Below are 21,120 nucleotides of genomic sequence, written 5' to 3'. Positions count from 1 at the left end.
GCGACGATTCTACCCGTGGCGAGCTGCCATCAACATGAGCAGAATTCATGAAAAAGCTGCAACGGTTTAAAAGCGTACAGGTTTGCTATTATTTCGCACCTTTCATCGTCACCTTTTTTGTCTTTTCCTGGTTCGGGTAACCCTATGTCAGATCGCAGCGCGCGTCTTCAAGCACTCCAGCAGGCTCTCAAAGAGCGCATCCTGATACTCGATGGCGGCATGGGCACCATGATCCAGAGCTATCGCCTGGAGGAAGAAGACTACCGCGGCAAACGCTTCGCCGACTGGCCAAGCGACCTCAAGGGCAACAACGACCTGCTGGTGCTGACCCGCCCGGACGTGATTGGCGCCATCGAGAAGGAATACCTGGACGCCGGCGCCGACATCCTCGAAACCAACACCTTCAACGCAACGCAGGTGTCCCAGGCCGACTACGGCATGGAAGCGCTGGTGTACGAACTGAACGTCGAAGGTGCGCGCCTGGCGCGTAAGGTCGCAGACGCCAAGACCCTGGAAACCCCGGACCGTCCGCGCTTCGTCGCCGGTGTACTCGGCCCGACCAGCCGCACCTGCTCGCTGTCGCCAGATGTGAACAACCCCGGCTACCGCAACGTCACCTTCGATGAACTGGTCGAGAACTACACCGAGGCCACCAAGGGCCTGATCGAAGGCGGCGCGGACCTGATCCTGATCGAGACCATCTTCGACACCCTGAACGCCAAGGCGGCGATCTTCGCCGTGCAGGGCGTGTTCGACGAGATCGGCTTCGAATTGCCGATCATGATTTCCGGCACCATCACCGACGCCTCGGGCCGTACCCTGTCGGGCCAGACTACCGAAGCGTTCTGGAACTCGGTGCGTCACGCCAAGCCGATTTCCGTGGGCCTGAACTGCGCCCTGGGCGCCAGCGACCTGCGCCCGTACCTGGAAGAGCTGTCGAACAAGGCCGACACCCAGGTCTCCGCCCACCCGAACGCCGGCCTGCCGAACGAATTCGGCGAGTACGACGAAAGCCCGGCCGAAATGGCCGCAGTGGTCGAAGAGTTCGCCCAGAGCGGCTTCCTCAACATCGTCGGCGGCTGCTGCGGCACCACCCCTGCGCACATAAAGGCGATTGCCAACGCGGTGTCCAAATACGCGCCACGGGCCATTCCGGACATCCCGAAAGCCTGTCGCCTGTCGGGTCTGGAGCCGTTCACCATCGATCGCCAGTCGCTGTTCGTCAACGTCGGCGAGCGCACCAACATTACCGGTTCCGCCCGTTTCGCCCGCCTGATCCGTGAAGACAACTACACCGAAGCCCTGGAGGTCGCCCTGCAACAGGTCGAAGCCGGCGCCCAGGTGATCGACATCAACATGGACGAAGGCATGCTGGACTCGAAGAAGGCCATGGTGACCTTCCTCAACCTGATCGCAGGCGAGCCGGACATCTCCCGCGTGCCGATCATGATCGACTCCTCGAAATGGGAAGTGATCGAAGCGGGTCTGAAGTGCATCCAGGGCAAGGGCATCGTCAACTCGATCAGCATGAAAGAAGGCGTCGAGCAGTTCATCCACCACGCCAAACTGTGCAAGCGCTATGGCGCAGCAGTGGTGGTGATGGCGTTCGACGAAGCCGGCCAGGCCGACACCGAAGCGCGCAAGAAGGAAATCTGCAAGCGCTCCTACGACATTCTGGTCAACGAAGTGGGCTTCCCGCCAGAAGACATCATCTTCGACCCGAACATCTTCGCCATCGCCACCGGTATCGAAGAGCACAACAACTACGCCGTCGACTTCATCAACGCCTGCGCCTACATCCGTGACGAACTGCCGTATGCCCTGACGTCGGGCGGCGTGTCCAACGTGTCGTTCTCGTTCCGTGGCAACAACCCGGTGCGCGAGGCGATCCACTCGGTGTTCCTGCTGCACGCGATTCGCAACGGCCTGACGATGGGGATCGTCAACGCCGGCCAACTGGAGATCTACGACGAAATCCCGGCCAAGCTGCGTGAAGCGGTGGAAAACGTGGTGCTCAACGTTGATGCAGAGGGCACCGAAAAACTGCTGGCCATTGCCGACGAGTTCAAGGGCGACGGTTCGGTCAAGGAAGCGGAAACCGAAGAGTGGCGCGGCTGGGAGGTCAACGAGCGCCTCAAGCACGCGCTGGTCAAGGGCATCACCACCCACATCGTCGAAGACACCGAGCTGTCGCGCCAGTCGTTCGCACGCCCGATCGAAGTGATCGAAGGCCCGCTGATGGCCGGCATGAACGTGGTCGGCGACCTGTTCGGCTCGGGCAAGATGTTCCTGCCGCAGGTGGTGAAATCCGCCCGAGTGATGAAACAGGCCGTGGCGCATCTGATTCCGTTCATCGAAGCGGAAAAAGGCGACAAGCCGGAAGCCAAGGGCAAGATCCTGATGGCCACGGTCAAGGGCGACGTGCACGACATCGGCAAGAACATCGTCGGCGTGGTGCTGGGCTGTAACGGCTACGACATCGTCGACCTGGGCGTGATGGTGCCTGCAGAAAAAATCCTGCAGGTGGCCAAGGAAGAGAAATGCGACATCATCGGCCTGTCCGGCCTGATTACCCCGTCGCTCGATGAAATGGTCCACGTGGCCCGCGAGATGCAGCGCCAGAACTTCAGCCTGCCGCTGATGATCGGTGGCGCGACCACCTCCAAGGCGCACACGGCGGTGAAGATCGAGCCCAAGTACAGTAACGATGCGGTGGTCTACGTCACCGACGCCTCCCGCGCCGTGGGTGTAGCGACGCAGTTGCTGTCCAAGGAACTGAAAGCCGGCTTCATCGAGAAGACTCGCGCCGAGTACGTCGAAGTGCGCGAACGCACCTCGGCCCGCAGCGCCCGCACCGAGCGCCTGAGCTACAGCGCGGCTATCGCCAAGAAGCCGCAGTTCGACTGGGCCGGGTATGAGCCGGTGAAGCCGACCTTCACCGGGGTCAAGGTACTGGAAGACATCGACCTGAACGTGCTGGTGGATTACATCGACTGGACGCCGTTCTTCATTTCCTGGGACCTGGCCGGCAAATACCCGCGCATCCTCACCGACGAAGTGGTGGGCGAAGCGGCGACCTCGCTGTTCAAGGACGCCCAGGAACTGCTGCGCAAGCTGATCGACGAGAAGCTGATCCGCAGCCGCGCGGTGTTCGGTTTCTGGCCGGCCAATCAGATTGACCACGACGACATCCAGTTGCTGGACGACAACGGCCAGCCATTGGCGAAACTGCACCACCTGCGCCAGCAGATCATCAAGACCGACGGCAAGCCGAACTTCTCCCTGGCCGACTTCGTGGCGCCAAAAGACAGCGGCGTGACCGACTATGTGGGCGGTTTCATCACCACGGCAGGCATCGGTGCCGAGGAAGTGTCCAAGGCGTATCAGGACAAGGGCGACGACTACAACGCGATCATGGTCAAGGCCCTGGCCGACCGTCTGGCCGAGGCCTGTGCCGAGTGGCTGCACCAGCAGGTGCGCAAAGAGTACTGGGGTTACGCCGCTGATGAGCAACTCGATAACGAGGACCTCATCAAGGAGAAATACGCAGGCATCCGCCCTGCCCCAGGCTACCCGGCCTGCCCTGACCACACCGAGAAAGGCGTGCTGTTCGACCTGCTGGACCCGACTCAGGGCGAAGGCAAACCCGGCATCAGCGGCGTGTTTCTTACCGAGCATTACGCGATGTTCCCGGCGGCGGCGGTCAGCGGCTGGTACTTCGCCCATCCACAGGCGCAGTACTTTGCCGTGGGCAAGGTCGACAAGGATCAGGTCGAGAGCTACAACGCCCGCAAAGGCCAGGAAATGCGCGTCACCGAACGCTGGCTGGCGCCAAACCTGGGCTACGACGAGTAAGCCCGGCCACCCCGGCGGCGTCTGAACCACCGCTTTCGCGGGCAAGCCCGCTCCCACAGATGTTGCGGTGTTCATCAATTCCGGGGCAGACCCAGACCCACTGTGGGAGCGGGCTTGCCCGCGAAAGCGTCAGACCTTTCACATCGGCGGCGTCTGACCCGACGCCGTCGCGGGCAAGCGCGCTCCTACAGGTGTTGCGGTGTTCATCAATTCCGGGGCAGACCCAGACCCACTGTGGGAGCGGGCTTGCCCGCGAAAGCGTCAGACCTTTCACACCGGCGGCGTCTGACCCGACGCCGTCGCGGGCAAGCGCGCTCCTACGGGGCTGCGGGTAGCTTCTGCCCGAAGAGCGAAGCAGCGCGGCTTGCCGGCGGGCTGGCGCGAAGCGGCAGTAGATCCTGAGCATCCGGTTTGCCTGACACACCGCGGCAGCCGGTTTTACTGGCGCTGCGCACCAGCCCGCCGGCAAGCCGTGCTGCTACGGGGTGGGATCGTTAGGGCGGCTGGGTTAAAGCCAGTTGCCCCCACGCAGGCAATATCGCGGCTATCCTTTCTTCAGCCCTTTTGCCGGCGCTGGAGCGAACATGGACAATCCATCCAACGACCCACCTGACAACAAGCCCCCAACACTCTGGCAGATGCTGCACAGCGTCATGGCGGCAGCATTCGGCGTGCAAAGCCAGAAGAACCGGGCGCGGGACTTCACCCACGGCAAGCCGTCGCACTTCGTGATCCTGGGCATCGTATTCACCGCAGTGTTCGCACTGATCCTGCTGGGCATCGTGCAACTGGTGCTGCACTTCGCCCTGCCCTGAGCCCTGCGTTTTTCAGTTGCTCCCCACCTTCACAAAGGGATACGCCACCCCCTCCGGGCTGCGGCCCTGGGTGAACTGGCGCACATCGATTCCGTAATCGTCACGGCTGTTGGCCTGCATGAAGCGCTGGCTGTCCTTGCGCTCACGAAGCTGCATCGCCGATACACGCCAGGTACCGAAGGGCTGGCGGGTCTGGCTGTCGGCCTTGTCGTAATCATCGAGCAGCACCAAGGCCCAGCCCCCGAGGGTGAAATGCCCGCCGGCGTCGACGCTCAACGTGCCGTCGTGCAACGCCTGCAACGCGGCGGTGGAATCGTTGATGGTGCCCACCAGAACGTCCTTGCCCGGCTGCTTGCCGGTTTCGCGCACGGCGTCCATCACGCCAAATGCCATCAGGTCGCTTGCGGCCCAGATCAGGCTGACGTCGGGATAGCGCTTGAGCAACACCTGCGCCTGCTCGTAGGCCCGGTCGCGGCGCCAGCCACCGAGCACGATCTGTCGCAACCGCACCTGAGGGAATTCGGCCAGTGCCCGGTAAAGCCCGCGCTCCCGCTGCAGCGACACCGGCGTGCTGTTGGTACCCGAGAACGCCAGCATGTCGATGAACTGCCCCGCCGGCACTGGCGGATGGGATTCGATCAGGCGCCTGGCAACCAGATAGCCGCCCTCTTCATCGTTGGCGACCACGCTGCCGAGAAAATCCGGGTAGCGACTGCGCAGGTCGCCCAGGATGCTCAATTGGTTGGAGGTAAAGGTGTTGTTGACCGCGACCAGCTTGACCCCGCTGCCCACCGACAGGCGCAGCACTTCGGGTGCGACGTTCAACTCGTTGGAGAACACCAGGTAATCAGGTCGGGCAGTGCCTTGCAGCGCCTGGCGCGCAAAGGTGAGCAGCGTGCGGGTATCGCGGTCGGTGTAGTGGATGGTCAGGTTCATGGCCAGCCGGTCGGCCGCAGCCTGCATGAAGCGGGAATAACTGGACCAATACGGATCCTGGGCCGAGCCCGGGTTGAGGAACACCACCGAAGCCGCCCACGCATTACCCAGCCACAACCCACCCACGACGAGCATGAGGCAGCCACTGAAAAACCTTGCCATCGGACACCGAGCCTCACGCCGAAAACGATACAACCGACCTGCATCAGGCCTGCTTATACCTTATCGGCAAGCGTCGGGTAAGCTCTACCCCGCGCATTGATACTCGGTGCCGGCGTTACTGGTGACTCACCCAGAACACCGCAGCGCCTACGACCAGAATGATGATAAAGAGAATCGCCCAGGCGTCTACGTGACTGTCGGACTTGGCAGGTTTAGGGTGGGATCGGCTCATTGCATCGCCTCTTGTCTGTCTTATTGTCGATGAGACATGGAACTGACCGAAGACGGTTGACCCCGGCCTGAACCTGAGTAAAGTCCAGGGTTATCCCTCTCACAAGTGTGGTCATGAGCAGCCGACGGGTTGCTTATCGCTTTTAGCTATTTGCATATAAAGAAACATCACTTTTGCGCATATTCTCAAACTGCTATTGTCCCCCCGGCCTCGTTGGAGGCTGCGCGACCGTGCGCGCAGATTTGTTTCGGACCCTGAATGCAGGCGGCATAGCATCGCCTCTCAGCTGGTCCAAGCAGCAGTGAACCGCCTGAGAACAGGACCACCATGTACGTATATGACGAGTACGATCAGCGGATCGTCGAGGACCGCGTCAAGCAGTTCCGCGACCAGACCCGCCGCTATCTGGCCGGCGAGCTGAGCGAAGAAGAGTTCCGCCCGCTTCGCCTGCAAAACGGCCTCTATGTCCAGCGCTTCGCCCCGATGCTGCGCGTGGCTGTGCCTTACGGCCAGTTGACGGCGCGCCAGGTGCGCATGCTGGCGAAAATCGCCCGCGACTACGACAAGGGCTACGCGCACATCAGCACCCGCCAGAACGTGCAGTTCAACTGGCCGGCGCTGGAAGACATCCCTGACATCCTGGCTGAACTGGCGACTGTGCAGATGCACGCGATCCAGACCAGCGGCAACTGCCTGCGCAACGTCACCACGGACCAGTTTGCCGGCGTCGCAGCCGACGAGCTGGTTGACCCGCGCCCATGGTGCGAGATCGTGCGCCAGTGGACCACCTTCCACCCTGAATTCGCGTACCTGCCGCGCAAGTTCAAGATCGCGATCAACGGTTCCACCTCCGACCGCGCCGCCATCGAAGTCCACGACATCGGCCTTGAGCCGGTCAAGAACGCCGCTGGCGAACTGGGCTTCCGCGTGCTGGTGGGCGGCGGTCTGGGCCGTACCCCGGTGGTCGGTGCGTTCATCAACGAGTTCCTGCCCTGGCAGGACCTGCTGAGCTACCTGGACGCCATCCTGCGGGTCTACAACCGCTACGGCCGTCGCGACAACAAATACAAGGCCCGGATCAAGATCCTGGTCAAGGCGCTCACGCCTGAAGTCTTCGCCGAGAAGGTCGAGGCCGAAATGGCCCACCTGCGCGGCGGCCAGACCACCCTGACCGAAGCCGAAGTGCATCGCGTCGCCAAGCACTTCGTCGATCCGGAGTACAAGGCACTGGCCGACTACAGCGCCGAACTTGCGAACCTGGACCAGGAGCACGCAGGCTTTGCCCGCTGGCGCTCGCGCAACGTGCTGGCTCACAAGAAGCCGGGCTACGTGGCCGTGACCCTGTCGCTCAAGCCGACGGGCGTTGCGCCTGGCGATGTGACCGACAAGCAACTGGACGCCATCGCGGATCTGGCCGATCGCTACAGCTTCGGCCAGCTGCGCACCTCCCACGAGCAGAACATCATTCTGGCCGACGTCGAGCAGAGCCAGTTGTTCACCCTCTGGGGCGAGCTGCGTGAAGGCGGTTTCGCCACGCCGAACATCGGCCTGCTGACCGACATCATCTGCTGCCCTGGCGGCGACTTCTGTTCGCTGGCCAACGCCAAGTCGATCCCGATTGCCGAATCCATCCAGCGCCGTTTCGACGACCTGGACTACCTGTTCGACATCGGCGAACTGGACCTGAACATTTCCGGCTGCATGAACGCCTGTGGTCACCACCACGTCGGCCACATCGGCATTCTGGGCGTGGACAAGAAAGGCGAAGAGTTCTATCAGGTATCCCTGGGTGGCAGCGCCAGCCGCGATGCCAGCCTGGGCAAGATCCTGGGCCCTTCCTTCGCACAGGACGCCATGCCGGATGTGATCGAGAAGCTGATCGACGTCTACGTTGAGAAACGTACCGAAGACGAACGCTTCATCGACACCTACCAGCGTATCGGCATCGACCCTTTCAAGGAGCGCGTCTATGCAGCGAATCATTAAGAACAACGAAGTCATCGACGAGACCTGGCACCTGCTGCCCAAGGACACCGAGTTCGACAGCCTGTCCAACTGCGACGACCTGATCGTGCCGCTGACCCTGTGGCGCGACCATGGTCACGCGCTCAAGGCCCGCGACGGCGGCCTGGGCGTGTGGCTGGACAGCGACGAAGAAGCCGAGGAAATCGGCGATGACATCAAGCACTTCCAGGTCATCGCCCTGAACTTCCCGGCGTTCACCGATGGTCGCAGCTATTCCAATGCGCGCCTGTTGCGTGACCGCTACGGCTTCAAGGGCGAGCTGCGGGCCATTGGCGACGTGCTGCGCGACCAGTTGTTCTACCTGCATCGTTGTGGCTTCGACGCCTTCGCCATTCGCGCGGACAAAGACCCGTACGAAGCGCTGGAGAGCCTCAAGGACTTCTCCGTGACGTACCAGGCTGCAACCGACGAGCCGCTGCCGCTGTTCCGTCGTCGCTAAGCCGACCTTTCGGCCAGCAACAAAAAGCCCCGGTTTCTTACGAAGCCGGGGCTTTTTGTTTGGGACATACACCCAACCCTGTGGGAGCGAGCTTGCTCGCGAAAGGGCCGGTACGTGCAACACATCTTACAAATCCGACCCGACGCCTTCGCGAGCAAGCTCGCTCCCACAGACTCAGCGCAATGAAATCATCGCGGTTTACCAGAACCGCTGCTGGGTCAGGCGGCTCCACCAGCCGGTCACCAGGCGGTCCACCGAGGTGCTGGCCGCAAGGCCCACGCGTTCCTGCAGACTCTTGCGCTCGGCATAATGCAGGTGGAACACCTCGGCGGTCTTGGCCTTGTCGGCCAGGTACTCGTCACTGGTCTTCAGTTCGTCCACCAGCAGCTTGTCCTTGGCTGCCATGCCCAGCCACACCTCACCGGTCGCCACTTCATCGATCTGCAACTGCGGGCGATAGCTGGCGACGAAGTTCTTGAACAGCTCGTGGGTGATGTCCAAGTCCTGCTGGAACTTCTCACGGCCCTTCTCGGTGTTTTCGCCAAACACCGTCAGCGTGCGCTTGTATTCACCGGCCGTCAGCACTTCAAAGTCGATGTCGTGCTTCTTCAGCAGACGGTTGACGTTGGGCAGTTGCGCCACCACCCCAATGGAACCCAGCACGGCGAAAGGCGCACTGATGATGCGGTTGCCGATACACGCCATCATGTAGCCGCCGCTGGCCGCGACCTTGTCGATGCAAATGGTCAGCGGAATGCCGGCCTGACGAATCCGCGCCAGTTGCGAGGAGGCCAGCCCGTAGCTGTGGACCATGCCGCCACCGCTTTCCAGGCGCAGCACCACTTCGTCCTTCTCGGTGGCCAGCGACAGCAACGCGGTGATCTCGTGGCGCATGCTTTCAGTGGCCGACGCCTTGATGTCGCCGTCGAAATCCAGCACATAGACGCGCGGCTTGACCTCGACCTGCTTCTTGTCCTTTTTCAGTTCCTTGGCCTGGGACTTGCGCAGCGCCTTGAGCCGCGCCTTGTCCAGCAGCGAGCCTTCCAGGCGGTCACGCAGGCCCTTGTAGAAATCGTTGAGTTTGGTCACATGCAACTGCCCGCCACCACCACGGCGACCGCGGCCGCGCAGCGAAGCGATGACAATCAGCACCATGACGATGGCAACCACCACGGTCACGGTCTTTGCCAGGAAGCTGGCGTAATCGAAAATGAACTCCACAGAGGCTCCTTACCTGCACGTCAGAACCTTGAACCAAGGCCCGTTCACAAATCGCGAATGACCCCAGCATACCGGCGCGCCTCGCGCCGGGCCAGCTACACGACTGTCAAAGATCATGACAATCGCACAATTCAAACAAGCGTATGTTTTTTTATTGACAGACCCCGCGCCCTGCTCATAACCTCGCTTCACTTTCAGCGTGTCGGGATGACGCGAACGTGGGCAGCATCTACCTCATAAGACATGGCCAGGCCTCCTTTGGTGCGGACGATTACGACGTTCTGTCGCCCACCGGCTATCGTCAGGCAGAAGTGCTCGGCGCGCACCTGGCACAACTGGGTCTGAGCTTCGACCGTTGCATCAGCGGCAGCCTGTTCCGCCAGCGTCATACGGGCGAAACGGTGATGGCCCAGCTGGACGCCGCCGGTTTCAAACAGCCCGCGCTGGAAATCGACCCCGGCTTCAATGAATTCGATGCCGAAGGCGTGATCCGCGCGCTGCTGCCGGCGATGCTTCCCGATGAACCCGAAGCGCTGGAGATCATGCGCAACGCCGCGCACAACCGCGCCGAGTTCCAGCGTCTGTTCGCGCTGATCATTGGCCGCTGGCTGGGCGGCGAGCACGACACCCCGGCACTGCAAAGCTGGCTGGCATTCGTGGCGCAGGCGCAGGCTGGCCTTGGGCGGATTCTCGACAGCGCAGCCCCTGGCGAGCGCATCGCCGTGTTCACTTCCGGCGGCACCATCACCGCCCTGCTCCACCAGATCACCCAGATGCCTGCGCTGCAGGCGTTCGAGCTCAACTGGCAAATCGTCAACACTTCGCTTAACCACCTGAAATTCCGTGGTCGCGAGGTGTCCCTGGCTTCCTTCAACAGTAGCGCCCATCTGCAACTGATGAAGGCGCCGGAGCTCATCACCTACCGCTGAGCCCGGCCAAATGCACCGCAAGGTGCCTGCAAATCACTTATCTAAAAGGATGACACCATGACTTCCGTAGCCGATGCCGTACAAGCCATGAAAGCCAAGTTCGACCCAAGCGCCGCTGCCGGCCTGGACCTGGTGTTCGGTTTCCGTATCGACGAATCCAAGCACTTCTCGCTGATCGTCAAGGACAAGACCTGCGAACTGCAGGAAGGCGAAAACCCTGACGCCCAGGTGACCCTGGTGATGGACGGCGAGACCCTGGCGGGCATCGTTTCCGGCGAAACCGACGGCATGCAGGCCTTCATGGGCGGCAAGCTGCGCGCCGAAGGCGACATGATGCTGGCGATGAAGCTGAGCGAGCTGTTTCCGTCGTAAGACGTGGCAACAACCCCTGTAGGAGCGCGCTTGCCCGCGACCGCGCCGTTTCAGACGGCACAGCGTGCGCAGGCACACCGCCATCGCGGGCAAGCGCGCTCCTACAGAGATCGAGCCAGACCGAAGCCTCCGGGCTTCGGTTTTTTTTGCTCTACGGTTTATGCACACCGCGAATCAAAGCGGCTGATCGCCCTGTAACACGCTCGCCTATAAGGCCCCGTGCACGTTGTTCCAGAGCCTTGCTCGCATTAGATTAGCCAATGATCCTGACCAACCAAAATAAACAGCAGGGATAAGCATGGCCTTAACCGACCAGTCCACCCAGGTTCGATCCGGCGAAGAACTCGACGCTGCGCTTATCGACCCTTACCTCAAGGCCCACATTCCGGGCCTGCGTGGCGAGCCGCAGATCAGCCAGTTTCCCGGCGGGGCCTCCAACCTCACCTACCTGTTGGCCTACCCCGATCAGGAGTTCGTCCTGCGCCGTCCGCCTTTCGGCCACAAGGCCAAGAGTGCCCACGACATGGGCCGCGAATTCCGTATTCTCAACCAGCTCAAGGACGCCTTCCCTTACTGCCCCAAGGCCTACGTGCACTGCACCGATGAAGCGGTACTGGGCGCCGAGTTCTACGTCATGGAGCGGGTCAAGGGCATCATCCTGCGCTCCGAGCTGCCCGCCGAACTGAACTTCGACGCTGCGCAGACCGAGGCGCTGTGCAAGAGCTTCATCGACAAACTGGTGGACCTGCACCAGGTCGACTACAACGCCTGCGGCCTGGGCGATCTGGGCAAGCCCCAGGGTTACGTCGAGCGGCAGATTCGCGGCTGGACCGAGCGCTATGAGAAGGCCCTCACCGCCGACGCGCCAAGCTGGGAGAAGGTCGCGCGCTGGCTGGACGACAAGAAGCCTGCCGACCACCCGGTGTCGAGCCTGGTGCATAACGATTACCGCTTCGACAACGTGATCCTCGACCCCGTCAACCCGATGCAGATCATCGGCGTGCTCGATTGGGAGCTGACCACCCTGGGCGATCCGCTGATGGACCTGGGCAACAGCCTGGCCTACTGGATCGAAGCCAATGACCCTGCACCCGTGCAGATGATGCGCCGCCAGCCCAGCCATGCGCCGGGCATGCTGACCCGCGAGCAGTTCGTGGCCTACTACGCCGAACGTTCGGGAATCCGCATCGACAATTTCGATTTCTATTACACCTATGGCCTGTTCCGCCTGGCCGGGATCGTGCAGCAGATCTACTACCGGTTTTTCCACGGCCAGACCCAGGACAAGCGCTTCGCCCAGTTCATCCACATGAACAAGCTGCTGGAACACATGGCCCTGCAGGTCATCGACCGCTCCGCGCTCTAACCTCTGACGATTGCGACACGATAAGGAAGACAACATGTCCAAGACCCACTTGTTCGACCTCGATGGCAAGATCGCCTTCGTTTCCGGCGCCAGCCGCGGTATCGGCGAGGCCATCGCCAAGCTGCTCGCGCAGCAAGGCGCCCACGTCATCGTCTCCAGCCGCAAGATCGAAGGCTGCCAGCAGGTGGCCGATGCGATCATCGCTGACGGCGGCAAGGCCACTGCGATTGCCTGCCACATCGGTGAAATGGAGCAGATCACCTCGGTGTTCGCGCGCATTCGTGAGGAATTCGGCCGGCTGGACATCCTGGTCAACAACGCGGCCACTAACCCGCAGTTCTGCAATGTGCTGGACACTGACCTGGGCGCGTTCCAGAAGACCGTGGACGTGAACATTCGCGGCTATTTCTTCATGTCCGTGGAAGCCGGCAAGCTGATGCGCGAGCACGGCGGCGGCAGCATCATCAACGTGGCGTCGATCAACGGCGTCTCGCCGGGTATCTTCCAGGGCATCTATTCGGTGACAAAGGCTGCGGTCATCAACATGACCAAGGTGTTCGCCAAGGAGTGCGCGCAGTTCGGCATTCGTTGCAATGCGCTGCTGCCGGGCCTGACCGACACCAAATTCGCCTCGGCGCTGGTCAGCAACGAGAAGATCCTCAATACCGCGCTGCAGCAGATCCCGCTCAAGCGCGTGGCCGATCCGGGCGAGATGGCCGGCACCGTGCTGTACCTGGCCAGCGATGCGTCGAGCTACACCACCGGCGTGGCGTTGAATGTGGATGGCGGGTTTCTGTCCTGACACCCAACCTCTGTAGGAGCGCGCTTGCCCGCGAATGCGCCATTTCAGGCGGCACAGCGTGCGCAGGCACACCGCCATCGCGGGCAAGCGCGCTCCTACGGGGCTGAGGTGAATTTGAGGGTTCGCTGATGGAATAATGATTCCATCCGAGCCCGGCAGCGAATACATTTTCCGCATAACAACATCCCGTCAAAGGAACTGCTGTCATGCGCGAATCGACTCTCCCCACCTTGGGCATCGGCCTGATCGGCACGGGCTTCATGGGCCGGGCTCACGCCCTGGCGTTCCAGAATGCCCGCACCACCTTCGATCTCCCGGTCAACCTCAAACTCAGCGCCCTGGCCGACGCCGATGCCGCCCGCGCCGAACAATGCGCCCACTCCTGGGGTTTCGAGCGCAGCCACGCTGACTGGCAACAGTTGATCGCCGATCCGGCCGTGGACCTCGTGGCCATCACCACCCCCAACCATCTGCACTACCCCATGGCCATGGCTGCGCTGGAAGCGGGCAAGGCGGTGTACTGCGAAAAGCCCCTGGCGGTGAGCCTTGAGCAAGCCCGGGCCATGCAGCAGGCCGCGCAAAAGGCCGGCGTGGTCACGCGGGTGGGCTACAACTACCAGCACAACCCGATGATCGGCCTGGCCCGGCAGATGATCGAAAGCGGTGAGCTGGGCCAGATCATCAGCTTTCAGGGCGAGTTCAGCGAAGACTTCATGGGCGATCCGCAGCAGCCGTGGTCCTGGCGTTGCGAGCAGGCCCACGCCGGTGGTGCGCTGGCGGACCTGGGCAGTCATTTGCTGGCCATGGCCCGCTACCTGTTGGGCGATGTGCAAGCGGTGTGCGCCGACGCCCAGACCGTCCACGGCCAGCGCCCGGCGAGCAAGGGCAGTCACGAGCAGCGTGCGATCGGCATCGACGACCAGACCTACGCCCTGCTGCGCTTTGCCAATGGCGCGCGGGGCACCTTTGCCAGCAGTTGGCTCAAGCATGGGTACAAGAACCACCTGAGCTTCGAGATCAGCGGCACGCTGGGGACTCTGTCGTTCGATCAGGAACGCTTGAACGAGCTGCGGCTGTATCGCGCAGGCGCACCGGGGCGTGATGGTTTCCAGCGTATCCTGGCCGGCCCCACGCAAGCCGGTTATGCGGCGTTCTGCCCGGCGCCGGGGCACCAGTTGGGGTACAACGAGTTGAAGACCCTTGAGGTCCATGCCCTGATCCAGGCGTTATGCGGGAAAGGCAACGAAGGGCCGGATTTCGCCGAGGCCCTTGAGGTGGAACGGCTGGCCAGTGCCATCCGCATCGCGGCCAGGGAGATGCGGTGGGTGACGGTTTCGGATGTCTGAAGCGTTCACCCGCTTTTGATTCTGGCCGGAGGCCGTAGGAGCGTAGCTTGCTCGCGATCTACCGCGAAGCGGTAGCAAAATCAGGCACCTCAGTCGTGTCAGCAGTACGGCGTGGGCAGGGTTTACTGCCGGTTCCCGGCAGATCGCGAGCAAGCTACGCTCCTACGCCCTCCGGGCAGAATCAAGAGCAATACCGCACCAAAACGGCAATCCTCGCTGGTAGAATGCCGCGCTTCCGGGCAGCCATTCTGCCCGTCTGCCAAGTAAGCCCTTGCCCATGCCGTTCGAACTCACCGTAGACCCCACCACGCTGCTGGTGCTCGCCCTTGTCGCCTTCGTTGCCGGTTTCATCGATGCCATCGCCGGTGGCGGCGGATTGCTGACCACCCCTGCCTTGCTCACTGCCGGTCTGCCACCGCACCTGGTGCTGGGCACCAACAAGCTCAGCTCGACCTTCGGTTCGGCCACGGCAAGCTTCACCTTCTACCGGCGCAAGCTGTTCCATCCCGCGCAGTGGAAACGCGGCCTGATCGGCACGCTGATCGGCGCACTGGTGGGGGCCGTCGTCGCGCACTACCTCCCTGCCGAACTGCTCAACCAGATGCTGCCAGTGATCGTCTTCGGTTGCGGCCTGTACCTGCTGGTCGGCGGCACGCCCAAGGCGCCGCTGGACAGCGACGCGCCGATCAAGACCCGCTGGCAGTTTCCCCAGGGTTTCGGCCTGGGCTTCTACGACGGTGTCGCAGGCCCCGGCACCGGAGCATTCTGGACCGTCAGCACGCTGCTGATGTACCCGGTGGATCTGGTCAAGGCCAGTGGCGTGGCGCGCAGCATGAACTTCGTCAGCAACGCGGCGGCCCTGACGATCTTCGCCATCAACGGCTCGGTGGACTGGGCGATTGGTCTGGTCATGGGCTCGGCGCTGATGGTCGGCGCGTTCCTGGGTGCCCGCACCGCCATCCAGGGCGGCGCGAAGTTCATCCGCCCGGTGTTCATCACCGTGGTACTGGCGTTAACCGTCCGCCTGGCCTGGCAGCACTGGTTCAGCTAAACCCAGGCGCTCGGCCAGATACAGGTCGATGAGGTAACGCGCGATCGAACGGCTGGCCGGTAACGGCGGCATGTCGTGAATGCTGAACCATTGCGCATCTTCGATCTCGTCGGCCTGGGGCACGATGTCGCCGCTTTCATACTCGGCGTGGAAACCCAGCATCATCGAGTGCGGGAACGGCCAGCACTGGCTGCCCTTGTACTGGATGTTCCTGACCTTGATCCGCACCTCCTCCATCACCTCGCGGCGCAGGCAATCCTCGGCCGATTCCCCCGGCTCGGCAAAGCCTGCAAGGGTGCTGTAGACCCCCGTGACGAAACGCGGCGAGCGCGCCAGCAGCACTTCATCGCCGCGGGTCACCAGCACGATCATGCTCGGTGAAATGCGCGGATAGGCGCGCAGGTCGCAGTCCTTGCAGTACATCGCCCGCTCGCCCGGCACTTGGGTCGTCGCCTGGCCGCAACTGCCGCAAAAGCGGTGTTCCCGCGCCCAGGTGCTGATCTGCGCGGCGTAACCGAGTTTCTGGAAAACGTCGATGTCATCCGCCAGCATGAACTGACGCAACGTCTGCCAGTGGGTGCCAGGCAGCTCCACCGCGTGCTTGAGCACCTGCACATAGACCGGCTCGCCGTCGAAATGGCCGATGCCATGCTCGCTGAGCAAAGGCAGATCCTGCTGCTTGAGCCACTGACGGGGGAACATCACCCCGTTGCCGTCGAGCATGAAGCCCTGATCACTGTGAACTACGGCCCAACCGCCTGCGCTCTGGGTGTCGAGCACAGCGGTGGTCCAACGCCTGGGGCGCGTCATGAAAGCACTCCTCTAATGGGCAACCTCGCCGCTCGGCGCGCGCCCACAGAGGTGCGCGTCAGGTTCGGCGGCGTCGGGTGCCTGCGAATCCGGGGTTGCCGGTCAATTGTCGAAGACCGGCTTCTGTTTGCCCATATGGGCAACCATGGCCAGTTTAAGGTCCGCTGATTGCAACATGGCAGCGTTCCACGTGGCAACGTATTCAAGCCCGTCATCGACACTGTGGTCGCGCATGTAGCCGATCATCCGCTTGCTGCCGGCGACGGCAATCGGCGACTTGGCGGCGATTTCCCTGGCGATGCCAAACACGCCTTCGAGCAGCTGTTCATGATCGGCGAAGGTGCGGTTGACCAGGCCGATGCGCAGCGCTTCGCTGGCGTCCACGTTGCGCCCGGTGTAGGCCATCTCGCGCATCATGCCGTCGCCGATCAGCCGGGGCAGGCGCTGCAGGGTGCCGACATCGGCGGCCATGCCCATGTCGATTTCACGGATGGAAAAGAGCGCGTCGTCGGCTGCGTAACGCATGTCGCAGGCGCTGATCAGGTCGATGGCGCCACCGATGCAGTAGCCCTGCACCGCCGCCAGCACCGGCTTGCTGCAACGGTCGACCACGCTGAATGACTCCTGCATCTGCAGGATCTTGCGCCGCAGCATCCGGGCGTTGCGCCCTACGTCCTTGCCCAGTTCGTTGGCCACCTGGGCCAGCATCATCAGGTCGATGCCAGAAGAAAAATGCTTGCCCGCACCGCTGAGCACCACCGCCCGCACTTCATCGGTGTCTTCGATCCAGTGGAAAATATCGACGATCTCGCTCCAGAACGCCGCGTTCATGGCGTTGATCTTTTCCGGGCGATTGATTTGCACGTGGGCGATGTGGTCGGTCAGTTCGACCTTGAAAGCGCTGTAGTCGGACACGGCGAAGATCCTTGAATGGCCTGCGGTGGGTGTGAAATCCAGACAGGCGACTATATCAAGCCCGATTTTCGGTCGCAGGCCACGGTTGCGCCATTTGCCGGACCAATGCCGAGCAGAATCAGTGACCGTCCATGTCTGCCCTGGCCCGAAGAATGGAACCGCCGCCTGGCTGTACGGTCCAGAATGATGGCAGCGAGCAATCGCACATCCTTGTCATGTTCGTTGCCCCGGCGGCAGTCTCAGGACGGCTCGCCACTCTTTCTCAAGTCGCATGAGGGCGATACTTGACTACATCAAAAGCAGCAACCGGCATCGTGGGCCTGGACGACATTCTGTCCGGCGGTCTTTCACGCAGCCACGTCTTCCTTCTGGAAGGCGAACCCGGCACCGGCAAGACCACCGTTGCCCTGCAATTTCTGCTGGCAGGCGCTGCTGCGGGCGAGCGTTGCCTGTATATCACGCTGTCGGAGACCGAGCGCGAACTGCGCGACGGCGCCCGCTCCCACGGGTGGGAACTGGACGAACAGATCAGCGTATTCGAGCTTACCCCGCCCGAAGACCTGCTCAATGCCGAGCACCAGCAGAGCCTGCTGTACTCCTCGGACCTTGAGCTGGGCGAGGCCACCCGGCAGATCTTCGACATCGTCGAGCAGGTCAAGCCGTCGCGAGTGGTGATCGACAGCCTCTCGGAAATCCGCCTGCTGGCCCAGAGTTCGCTGCGCTATCGTCGGCAGATCCTGGCGATCAAGCACTACTTCTCGCGGTATGACGCCACCGTCATCCTGCTCGATGACCTGACCACCGAACTGCTGGACAAGACCGTGCACAGCGTGGCCCACGGCGTGATCCGCCTTGAGGAACTGACCCCCAACTACGGTGCCGAGCGTCGGCGCCTGCGGGTGGTCAAGTATCGCGGCCAGCGCTATCGCGGCGGTTATCACGACTTCAACATCCTGGAAGATGGCGTGCATGTGTTCCCGCGCCTGGTGGCTGCCGAGCACCGCTCCGCCTACCAAAGCAACCAGTTGAGCAGCGGCATCGAGGAACTGGACGCGTTGCTCGGTGGTGGCGTCGACAGCGGCTCCAGCACCCTGATCCTCGGCCCTGCCGGTACCGGCAAGTCGCTGGTCAGCCTGGTGTTTGCAGCTGCCGCCGTGATGCGCGGCGAGCGGGTTGGCCTGTTCATCTTCGATGAAGAAATCGGCCTGCTGTTCGAGCGCATGCGCAAGGTCGGGCTCGATCTGGCTGCGCTGCAGGAAACCGGCAATCTGCTGATCGAACAAGTGGACGCCGCCGAACTGTCACCCGGTGAGTTCTCCCACCGTGTACGGCGCAGTGTCGACGAGTTGCAGATTCGCACCGTGGTCATCGACAGCGTCAACGGCTACCGCGCCGCCATGCCGGAAGAAAATGCGCTGGTGCTGCACATCCATGAGCTGCTGCTGTACCTTAATCGCCAGGGTGCATCGACGTTCATCACTGTGGCGCAGCACGGCCTGGTGGGTGACATGCAGTCGCCGGTGGACATCACTTACCTGGCCGACACCGTGATCCTGTTGCGCTACTTCGAGGCGCTGGGCAAGGTGCGTCGAGCCATCTCGATCATCAAGAAGCGCACCGGCAGCCACGAATCGACCATCCGGGAATACCGCATCAGCCGCAACGGCCTTAGAATCGGCATGCCGCTGGAAGCCTTCCAGGGCGTCTTGCGCGGGGTGCCGCAATACCTTGGCGAAAACAATCCGCTACTGCAGGATGAGGAAGTGTGAGCACACCGGGACAACTATCAGAACGGGCAATCATTCTCGCGCCCCACGGCCGCGACAGCCAGATTGCCTTGATGATCCTGCAGGAAGCAGGCTTCCCGGCACTGGTCACCCACGATCTGGCGGGCCTGTGTCGGGAGATGGCATCCGGTGCCGGCCTTGCCATCGTCGCCGACGAGGCGCTGCGCGGTGTCGATCTCAATCCATGGCTGACGCTGCTGGCGAATCAGCCTGCCTGGTCCGACCTGCCCATCGTGCTGCTGACCCACCACGGTGGGCCGGAACACAACCCTTCTGCGCGGCTTGGCAAGATGCTGGGCAATGTGACCTTTCTCGAGCGGCCGTTTCACCCGGCGACCCTGGTCAGCCTGGTGACCACCGCCGTGCGCGGCCGGCGCCGACAGTACGAAGCCCGCAGCCGCATGGAGGATCTGCTCGAAAGCGAGCAGCGCCTGCAACACGCGCTCAAGGCCGGACGGCTGGGTTCATGGCAACTGGAGGCCGAGCACTTGCAGCTCGATTGCTCGGCGATCAGCAAAGTGCACTTCGGACGCGATGAGCACGCATCGTTCAGCTACCACGACTGGCTGGAGTCGGTGTACCCGGAGGATCAGCCGCGCATGCAGTCCACGCTGCAGCACACGCTGGACAGCGGCGAAGATTTCATCATCGAGTTTCGCAACGTCTGGGCCGATGGCTCGCTGCACTGGGTCGACGCCCGCGCCCGGGCCATTCGCGGGCGCAACGGTAGGGTCAGCCTGCTGGTGGGCGTGACCTCGGACATCACCGAACGCAAACGGGCTGAAACCCAGTTGCGGCGCCTCAACGAAACCCTCGAGCAACAGGTCGAGGAGCGTACCTCGCAGTTGCGCCACAACGAAGAAGTGCTGCGCCAGTCGCAGAAAATGGAAGCGGTCGGCCAGCTCACCGGCGGCATCGCCCACGACTTCAACAACATGCTCACCGGCATCATCGGTAGCCTTGAACTGCTGCGGCGGCGGATCGCCCGTGGCCGCACCGACGACCTGGACGGTCTGATCGACCTGGGCGTGACCTCGGCCAATCGCGCCGCCGCCCTCACCCATCGGCTGCTGGCATTCTCCCGGCGTCAGTCGCTGGACTCAAAGCCGGTGGAGATGAACGAGCTGGTGCGCTCCATGGGTGAGCTGCTGCACCGCAGCGTCAATGAAAGCATCAGCCTGGACATGTGCCTGGACCCGCAACTGTGGACCGCCGAGGCCGACCCCAACCAGCTCGAAAGCGCCCTGCTCAACCTGGTGCTCAATGCCCGGGACGCCATGCCCAACGGCGGCATGCTGATGATCGAAACCTTCAACCGCAACCTGGACCGCCACTTCACCAACGCCCACGAGAATCTGCTGCCCGGGGATTACGTGGTGCTGAGCGTCACGGACACCGGCAGCGGCATGCCGGAAAACGTGATCAACCGCGCCTTCGATCCATTCTTCACCACCAAACCGATTGGCCAGGGCACCGGGCTGGGCCTGTCGATGATCTATGGCTTCAGCAAGCAGTCCCACGGTCATGTGTCCATCGACAGCCAAGTGGGCCATGGCACCACCGTGCAACTGTTCCTGCCCCGCTTCCATGGCAATAAGGATGAGGCGGACGTGGCACTGGATCACCCACCGGCCGGAGCGCTGGAGGGCGAGACGATTCTGATTGTCGAGGACGATCCGGCGGTGCGGGCGCTGGTCAGCCAGGTCCTCGGCGAGTTGGGCTATGCGTATCTGGAAGCGGCAGACGCGGTGGGTGCGGTGCCTATCCTGGAATCTGGCCAGCGCATCGATCTGATGATCAGCGACGTCGGCCTGCCAGGCATGAACGGCCGGCAACTGGCCGATATCGGCCGCCAGATGCGGCCTGAACTCAAGGTGCTGTTCATCACCGGCTACGCGGAAAACGCAGGCGTCAGGGCGGGCTTCCTCGAGACCGGCATGCAGATGATCACCAAGCCCTTCGCCTTCGACCAGTTGACGGCCAAGGTCCGCGAAATGATCGAGGGCTGAGCCCGGCCTTGCCCTCGGGGTCGTCCTCGAAAACGTCCCCGCCGGCAA

16 protein-coding genes are annotated in these 21,120 nt (G+C 62.5%); 12 read left to right on the top strand and 4 right to left on the bottom strand.

Annotated elements, in window-relative coordinates; all coding sequences use genetic code 11:
• Positions 1–144: 144 nt before the first annotated feature.
• The gene (gene metH / locus ACIPOO_RS25435; protein WP_400610650.1) at positions 145–3,855 is read left to right on the top strand and encodes a methionine synthase; all 3,711 of its coding nucleotides are present in this window, start codon (positions 145–147) and stop codon (positions 3,853–3,855) included.
• A gap of 584 nt (positions 3,856–4,439) precedes the next feature.
• On the top strand, positions 4,440–4,670 hold the full coding sequence (locus tag ACIPOO_RS25430; protein ID WP_400610648.1) for a DUF2970 domain-containing protein: 231 nt from the start codon (positions 4,440–4,442) through the stop codon (positions 4,668–4,670).
• Between the two features lie 12 nt (positions 4,671–4,682).
• On the opposite strand, the gene ACIPOO_RS25425 is transcribed toward ACIPOO_RS25430, so the two are convergent.
• Positions 4,683–5,768, bottom strand: a complete 1,086-nt coding sequence (locus ACIPOO_RS25425) for an ABC transporter substrate-binding protein (RefSeq protein WP_400610646.1) — start codon at positions 5,766–5,768, stop codon at positions 4,683–4,685.
• A 559-nt stretch (positions 5,769–6,327) separates the two neighbouring features.
• On the opposite strand from ACIPOO_RS25425, the gene ACIPOO_RS25420 reads away from it, so the two are divergent.
• Both ACIPOO_RS25420 and ACIPOO_RS25415 read left to right on the top strand, forming a co-directional pair.
• Entirely contained in the window at positions 6,328–7,986 is a 1,659-nt protein-coding gene (locus ACIPOO_RS25420; RefSeq protein WP_274130293.1) for a nitrite/sulfite reductase, read from the top strand.
• Entirely contained in the window at positions 7,970–8,464 is a 495-nt protein-coding gene (locus ACIPOO_RS25415; RefSeq protein WP_274130295.1) for a DUF934 domain-containing protein, read from the top strand. Before ACIPOO_RS25420 ends, ACIPOO_RS25415 begins: the two co-directional genes overlap by 17 nt.
• A 198-nt stretch (positions 8,465–8,662) precedes the next feature.
• On the opposite strand, the gene sohB is transcribed toward ACIPOO_RS25415, so the two are convergent.
• On the bottom strand, positions 8,663–9,685 hold the full coding sequence (gene sohB, locus ACIPOO_RS25410) for a protease SohB (RefSeq protein WP_274130297.1): 1,023 nt from the start codon (positions 9,683–9,685) through the stop codon (positions 8,663–8,665).
• Between the two features lie 218 nt (positions 9,686–9,903).
• On the opposite strand from sohB, the gene ACIPOO_RS25405 reads away from it, so the two are divergent.
• The 6 genes from ACIPOO_RS25405 (at position 9,904) to ACIPOO_RS25380 (ending at position 15,551) form a co-directional block, all read left to right on the top strand.
• Positions 9,904–10,614, top strand: coding sequence for a histidine phosphatase family protein (locus ACIPOO_RS25405; RefSeq protein ID WP_274130298.1), 711 nt, complete (start codon positions 9,904–9,906; stop codon positions 10,612–10,614).
• A 57-nt stretch (positions 10,615–10,671) separates the two neighbouring features.
• Positions 10,672–10,986 carry an SCP2 sterol-binding domain-containing protein gene (locus ACIPOO_RS25400; protein WP_274130299.1) on the top strand — a complete coding sequence of 105 codons (315 nt, stop codon included), beginning with the start codon at positions 10,672–10,674 and terminating at the stop codon, positions 10,984–10,986.
• 298 nt (positions 10,987–11,284) lie between these two features.
• Positions 11,285–12,352 (top strand): phosphotransferase family protein, encoded by a 1,068-nt coding sequence (locus ACIPOO_RS25395; RefSeq protein ID WP_400610642.1) that lies wholly within the window; start codon positions 11,285–11,287, stop codon positions 12,350–12,352.
• Positions 12,353–12,386: 34 nt separating this feature from the next.
• Positions 12,387–13,154 (top strand): SDR family oxidoreductase, encoded by a 768-nt coding sequence (locus ACIPOO_RS25390; protein ID WP_274130303.1) that lies wholly within the window; start codon positions 12,387–12,389, stop codon positions 13,152–13,154.
• A 206-nt stretch (positions 13,155–13,360) separates the two neighbouring features.
• Positions 13,361–14,500, top strand: coding sequence for a Gfo/Idh/MocA family protein (locus tag ACIPOO_RS25385; RefSeq protein ID WP_400610640.1), 1,140 nt, complete (start codon positions 13,361–13,363; stop codon positions 14,498–14,500).
• A 277-nt stretch (positions 14,501–14,777) separates the two neighbouring features.
• Positions 14,778–15,551: a TSUP family transporter gene (locus tag ACIPOO_RS25380; protein WP_400610638.1), complete on the top strand. Its 774-nt coding sequence runs from the start codon at positions 14,778–14,780 to the stop codon at positions 15,549–15,551.
• Here ACIPOO_RS25380 and nudC read toward each other — a convergent pair.
• Entirely contained in the window at positions 15,513–16,361 is an 849-nt protein-coding gene (nudC, locus tag ACIPOO_RS25375) for an NAD(+) diphosphatase (RefSeq protein ID WP_400610636.1), read from the bottom strand. The genes ACIPOO_RS25380 and nudC overlap by 39 nt on opposite strands.
• Positions 16,362–16,463: 102 nt before the next feature.
• Entirely contained in the window at positions 16,464–17,276 is an 813-nt protein-coding gene (locus tag ACIPOO_RS25370) for a crotonase/enoyl-CoA hydratase family protein (protein ID WP_400610634.1), read from the bottom strand.
• 284 nt (positions 17,277–17,560) lie between these two features.
• Here ACIPOO_RS25370 and ACIPOO_RS25365 point away from each other — a divergent pair, with 284 nt between their 5' ends.
• The gene (locus ACIPOO_RS25365; RefSeq protein ID WP_400610632.1) at positions 17,561–19,045 is read left to right on the top strand and encodes an ATPase domain-containing protein; all 1,485 of its coding nucleotides are present in this window, start codon (positions 17,561–17,563) and stop codon (positions 19,043–19,045) included.
• A complete protein-coding gene (locus ACIPOO_RS25360) occupies positions 19,042–21,072 on the top strand; it encodes a response regulator (RefSeq protein ID WP_400610630.1) in 2,031 nt (676 codons plus the stop codon). Before ACIPOO_RS25365 ends, ACIPOO_RS25360 begins: the two co-directional genes overlap by 4 nt.
• Positions 21,073–21,120: the final 48 nt, after the last annotated feature.

Source organism: Pseudomonas sp. NPDC090201 (assembly GCF_044746825.1).
Classification (GTDB): domain Bacteria; phylum Pseudomonadota; class Gammaproteobacteria; order Pseudomonadales; family Pseudomonadaceae; genus Aquipseudomonas; species Aquipseudomonas putida_AD.
Note: the sequence above shows the minus strand (reverse complement) of the source record. Positions and strands in the feature narration are given on the sequence as shown.

Bases quoted from the DNA above. Each gene is read 5' to 3' on its own strand.
- metH (WP_400610650.1), top strand. From the start codon at position 145: ATGTCAGATCGCAGCGCGCGTCTTCAAGCACTCCAGCAGGCTCTCAAA.
- ACIPOO_RS25430 (WP_400610648.1), top strand. From the start codon at position 4,440: ATGGACAATCCATCCAACGACCCACCTGACAACAAGCCCCCAACACTC.
- ACIPOO_RS25425 (WP_400610646.1), bottom strand. From the start codon at position 5,768: ATGGCAAGGTTTTTCAGTGGCTGCCTCATGCTCGTCGTGGGTGGGTTG.
- ACIPOO_RS25420 (WP_274130293.1), top strand. From the start codon at position 6,328: ATGTACGTATATGACGAGTACGATCAGCGGATCGTCGAGGACCGCGTC.
- ACIPOO_RS25415 (WP_274130295.1), top strand. From the start codon at position 7,970: ATGCAGCGAATCATTAAGAACAACGAAGTCATCGACGAGACCTGGCAC.
- ACIPOO_RS25400 (WP_274130299.1), top strand. From the start codon at position 10,672: ATGACTTCCGTAGCCGATGCCGTACAAGCCATGAAAGCCAAGTTCGAC.
- ACIPOO_RS25395 (WP_400610642.1), top strand. From the start codon at position 11,285: ATGGCCTTAACCGACCAGTCCACCCAGGTTCGATCCGGCGAAGAACTC.
- ACIPOO_RS25390 (WP_274130303.1), top strand. From the start codon at position 12,387: ATGTCCAAGACCCACTTGTTCGACCTCGATGGCAAGATCGCCTTCGTT.
- ACIPOO_RS25385 (WP_400610640.1), top strand. From the start codon at position 13,361: ATGCGCGAATCGACTCTCCCCACCTTGGGCATCGGCCTGATCGGCACG.
- ACIPOO_RS25380 (WP_400610638.1), top strand. From the start codon at position 14,778: ATGCCGTTCGAACTCACCGTAGACCCCACCACGCTGCTGGTGCTCGCC.
- nudC (WP_400610636.1), bottom strand. From the start codon at position 16,361: ATGACGCGCCCCAGGCGTTGGACCACCGCTGTGCTCGACACCCAGAGC.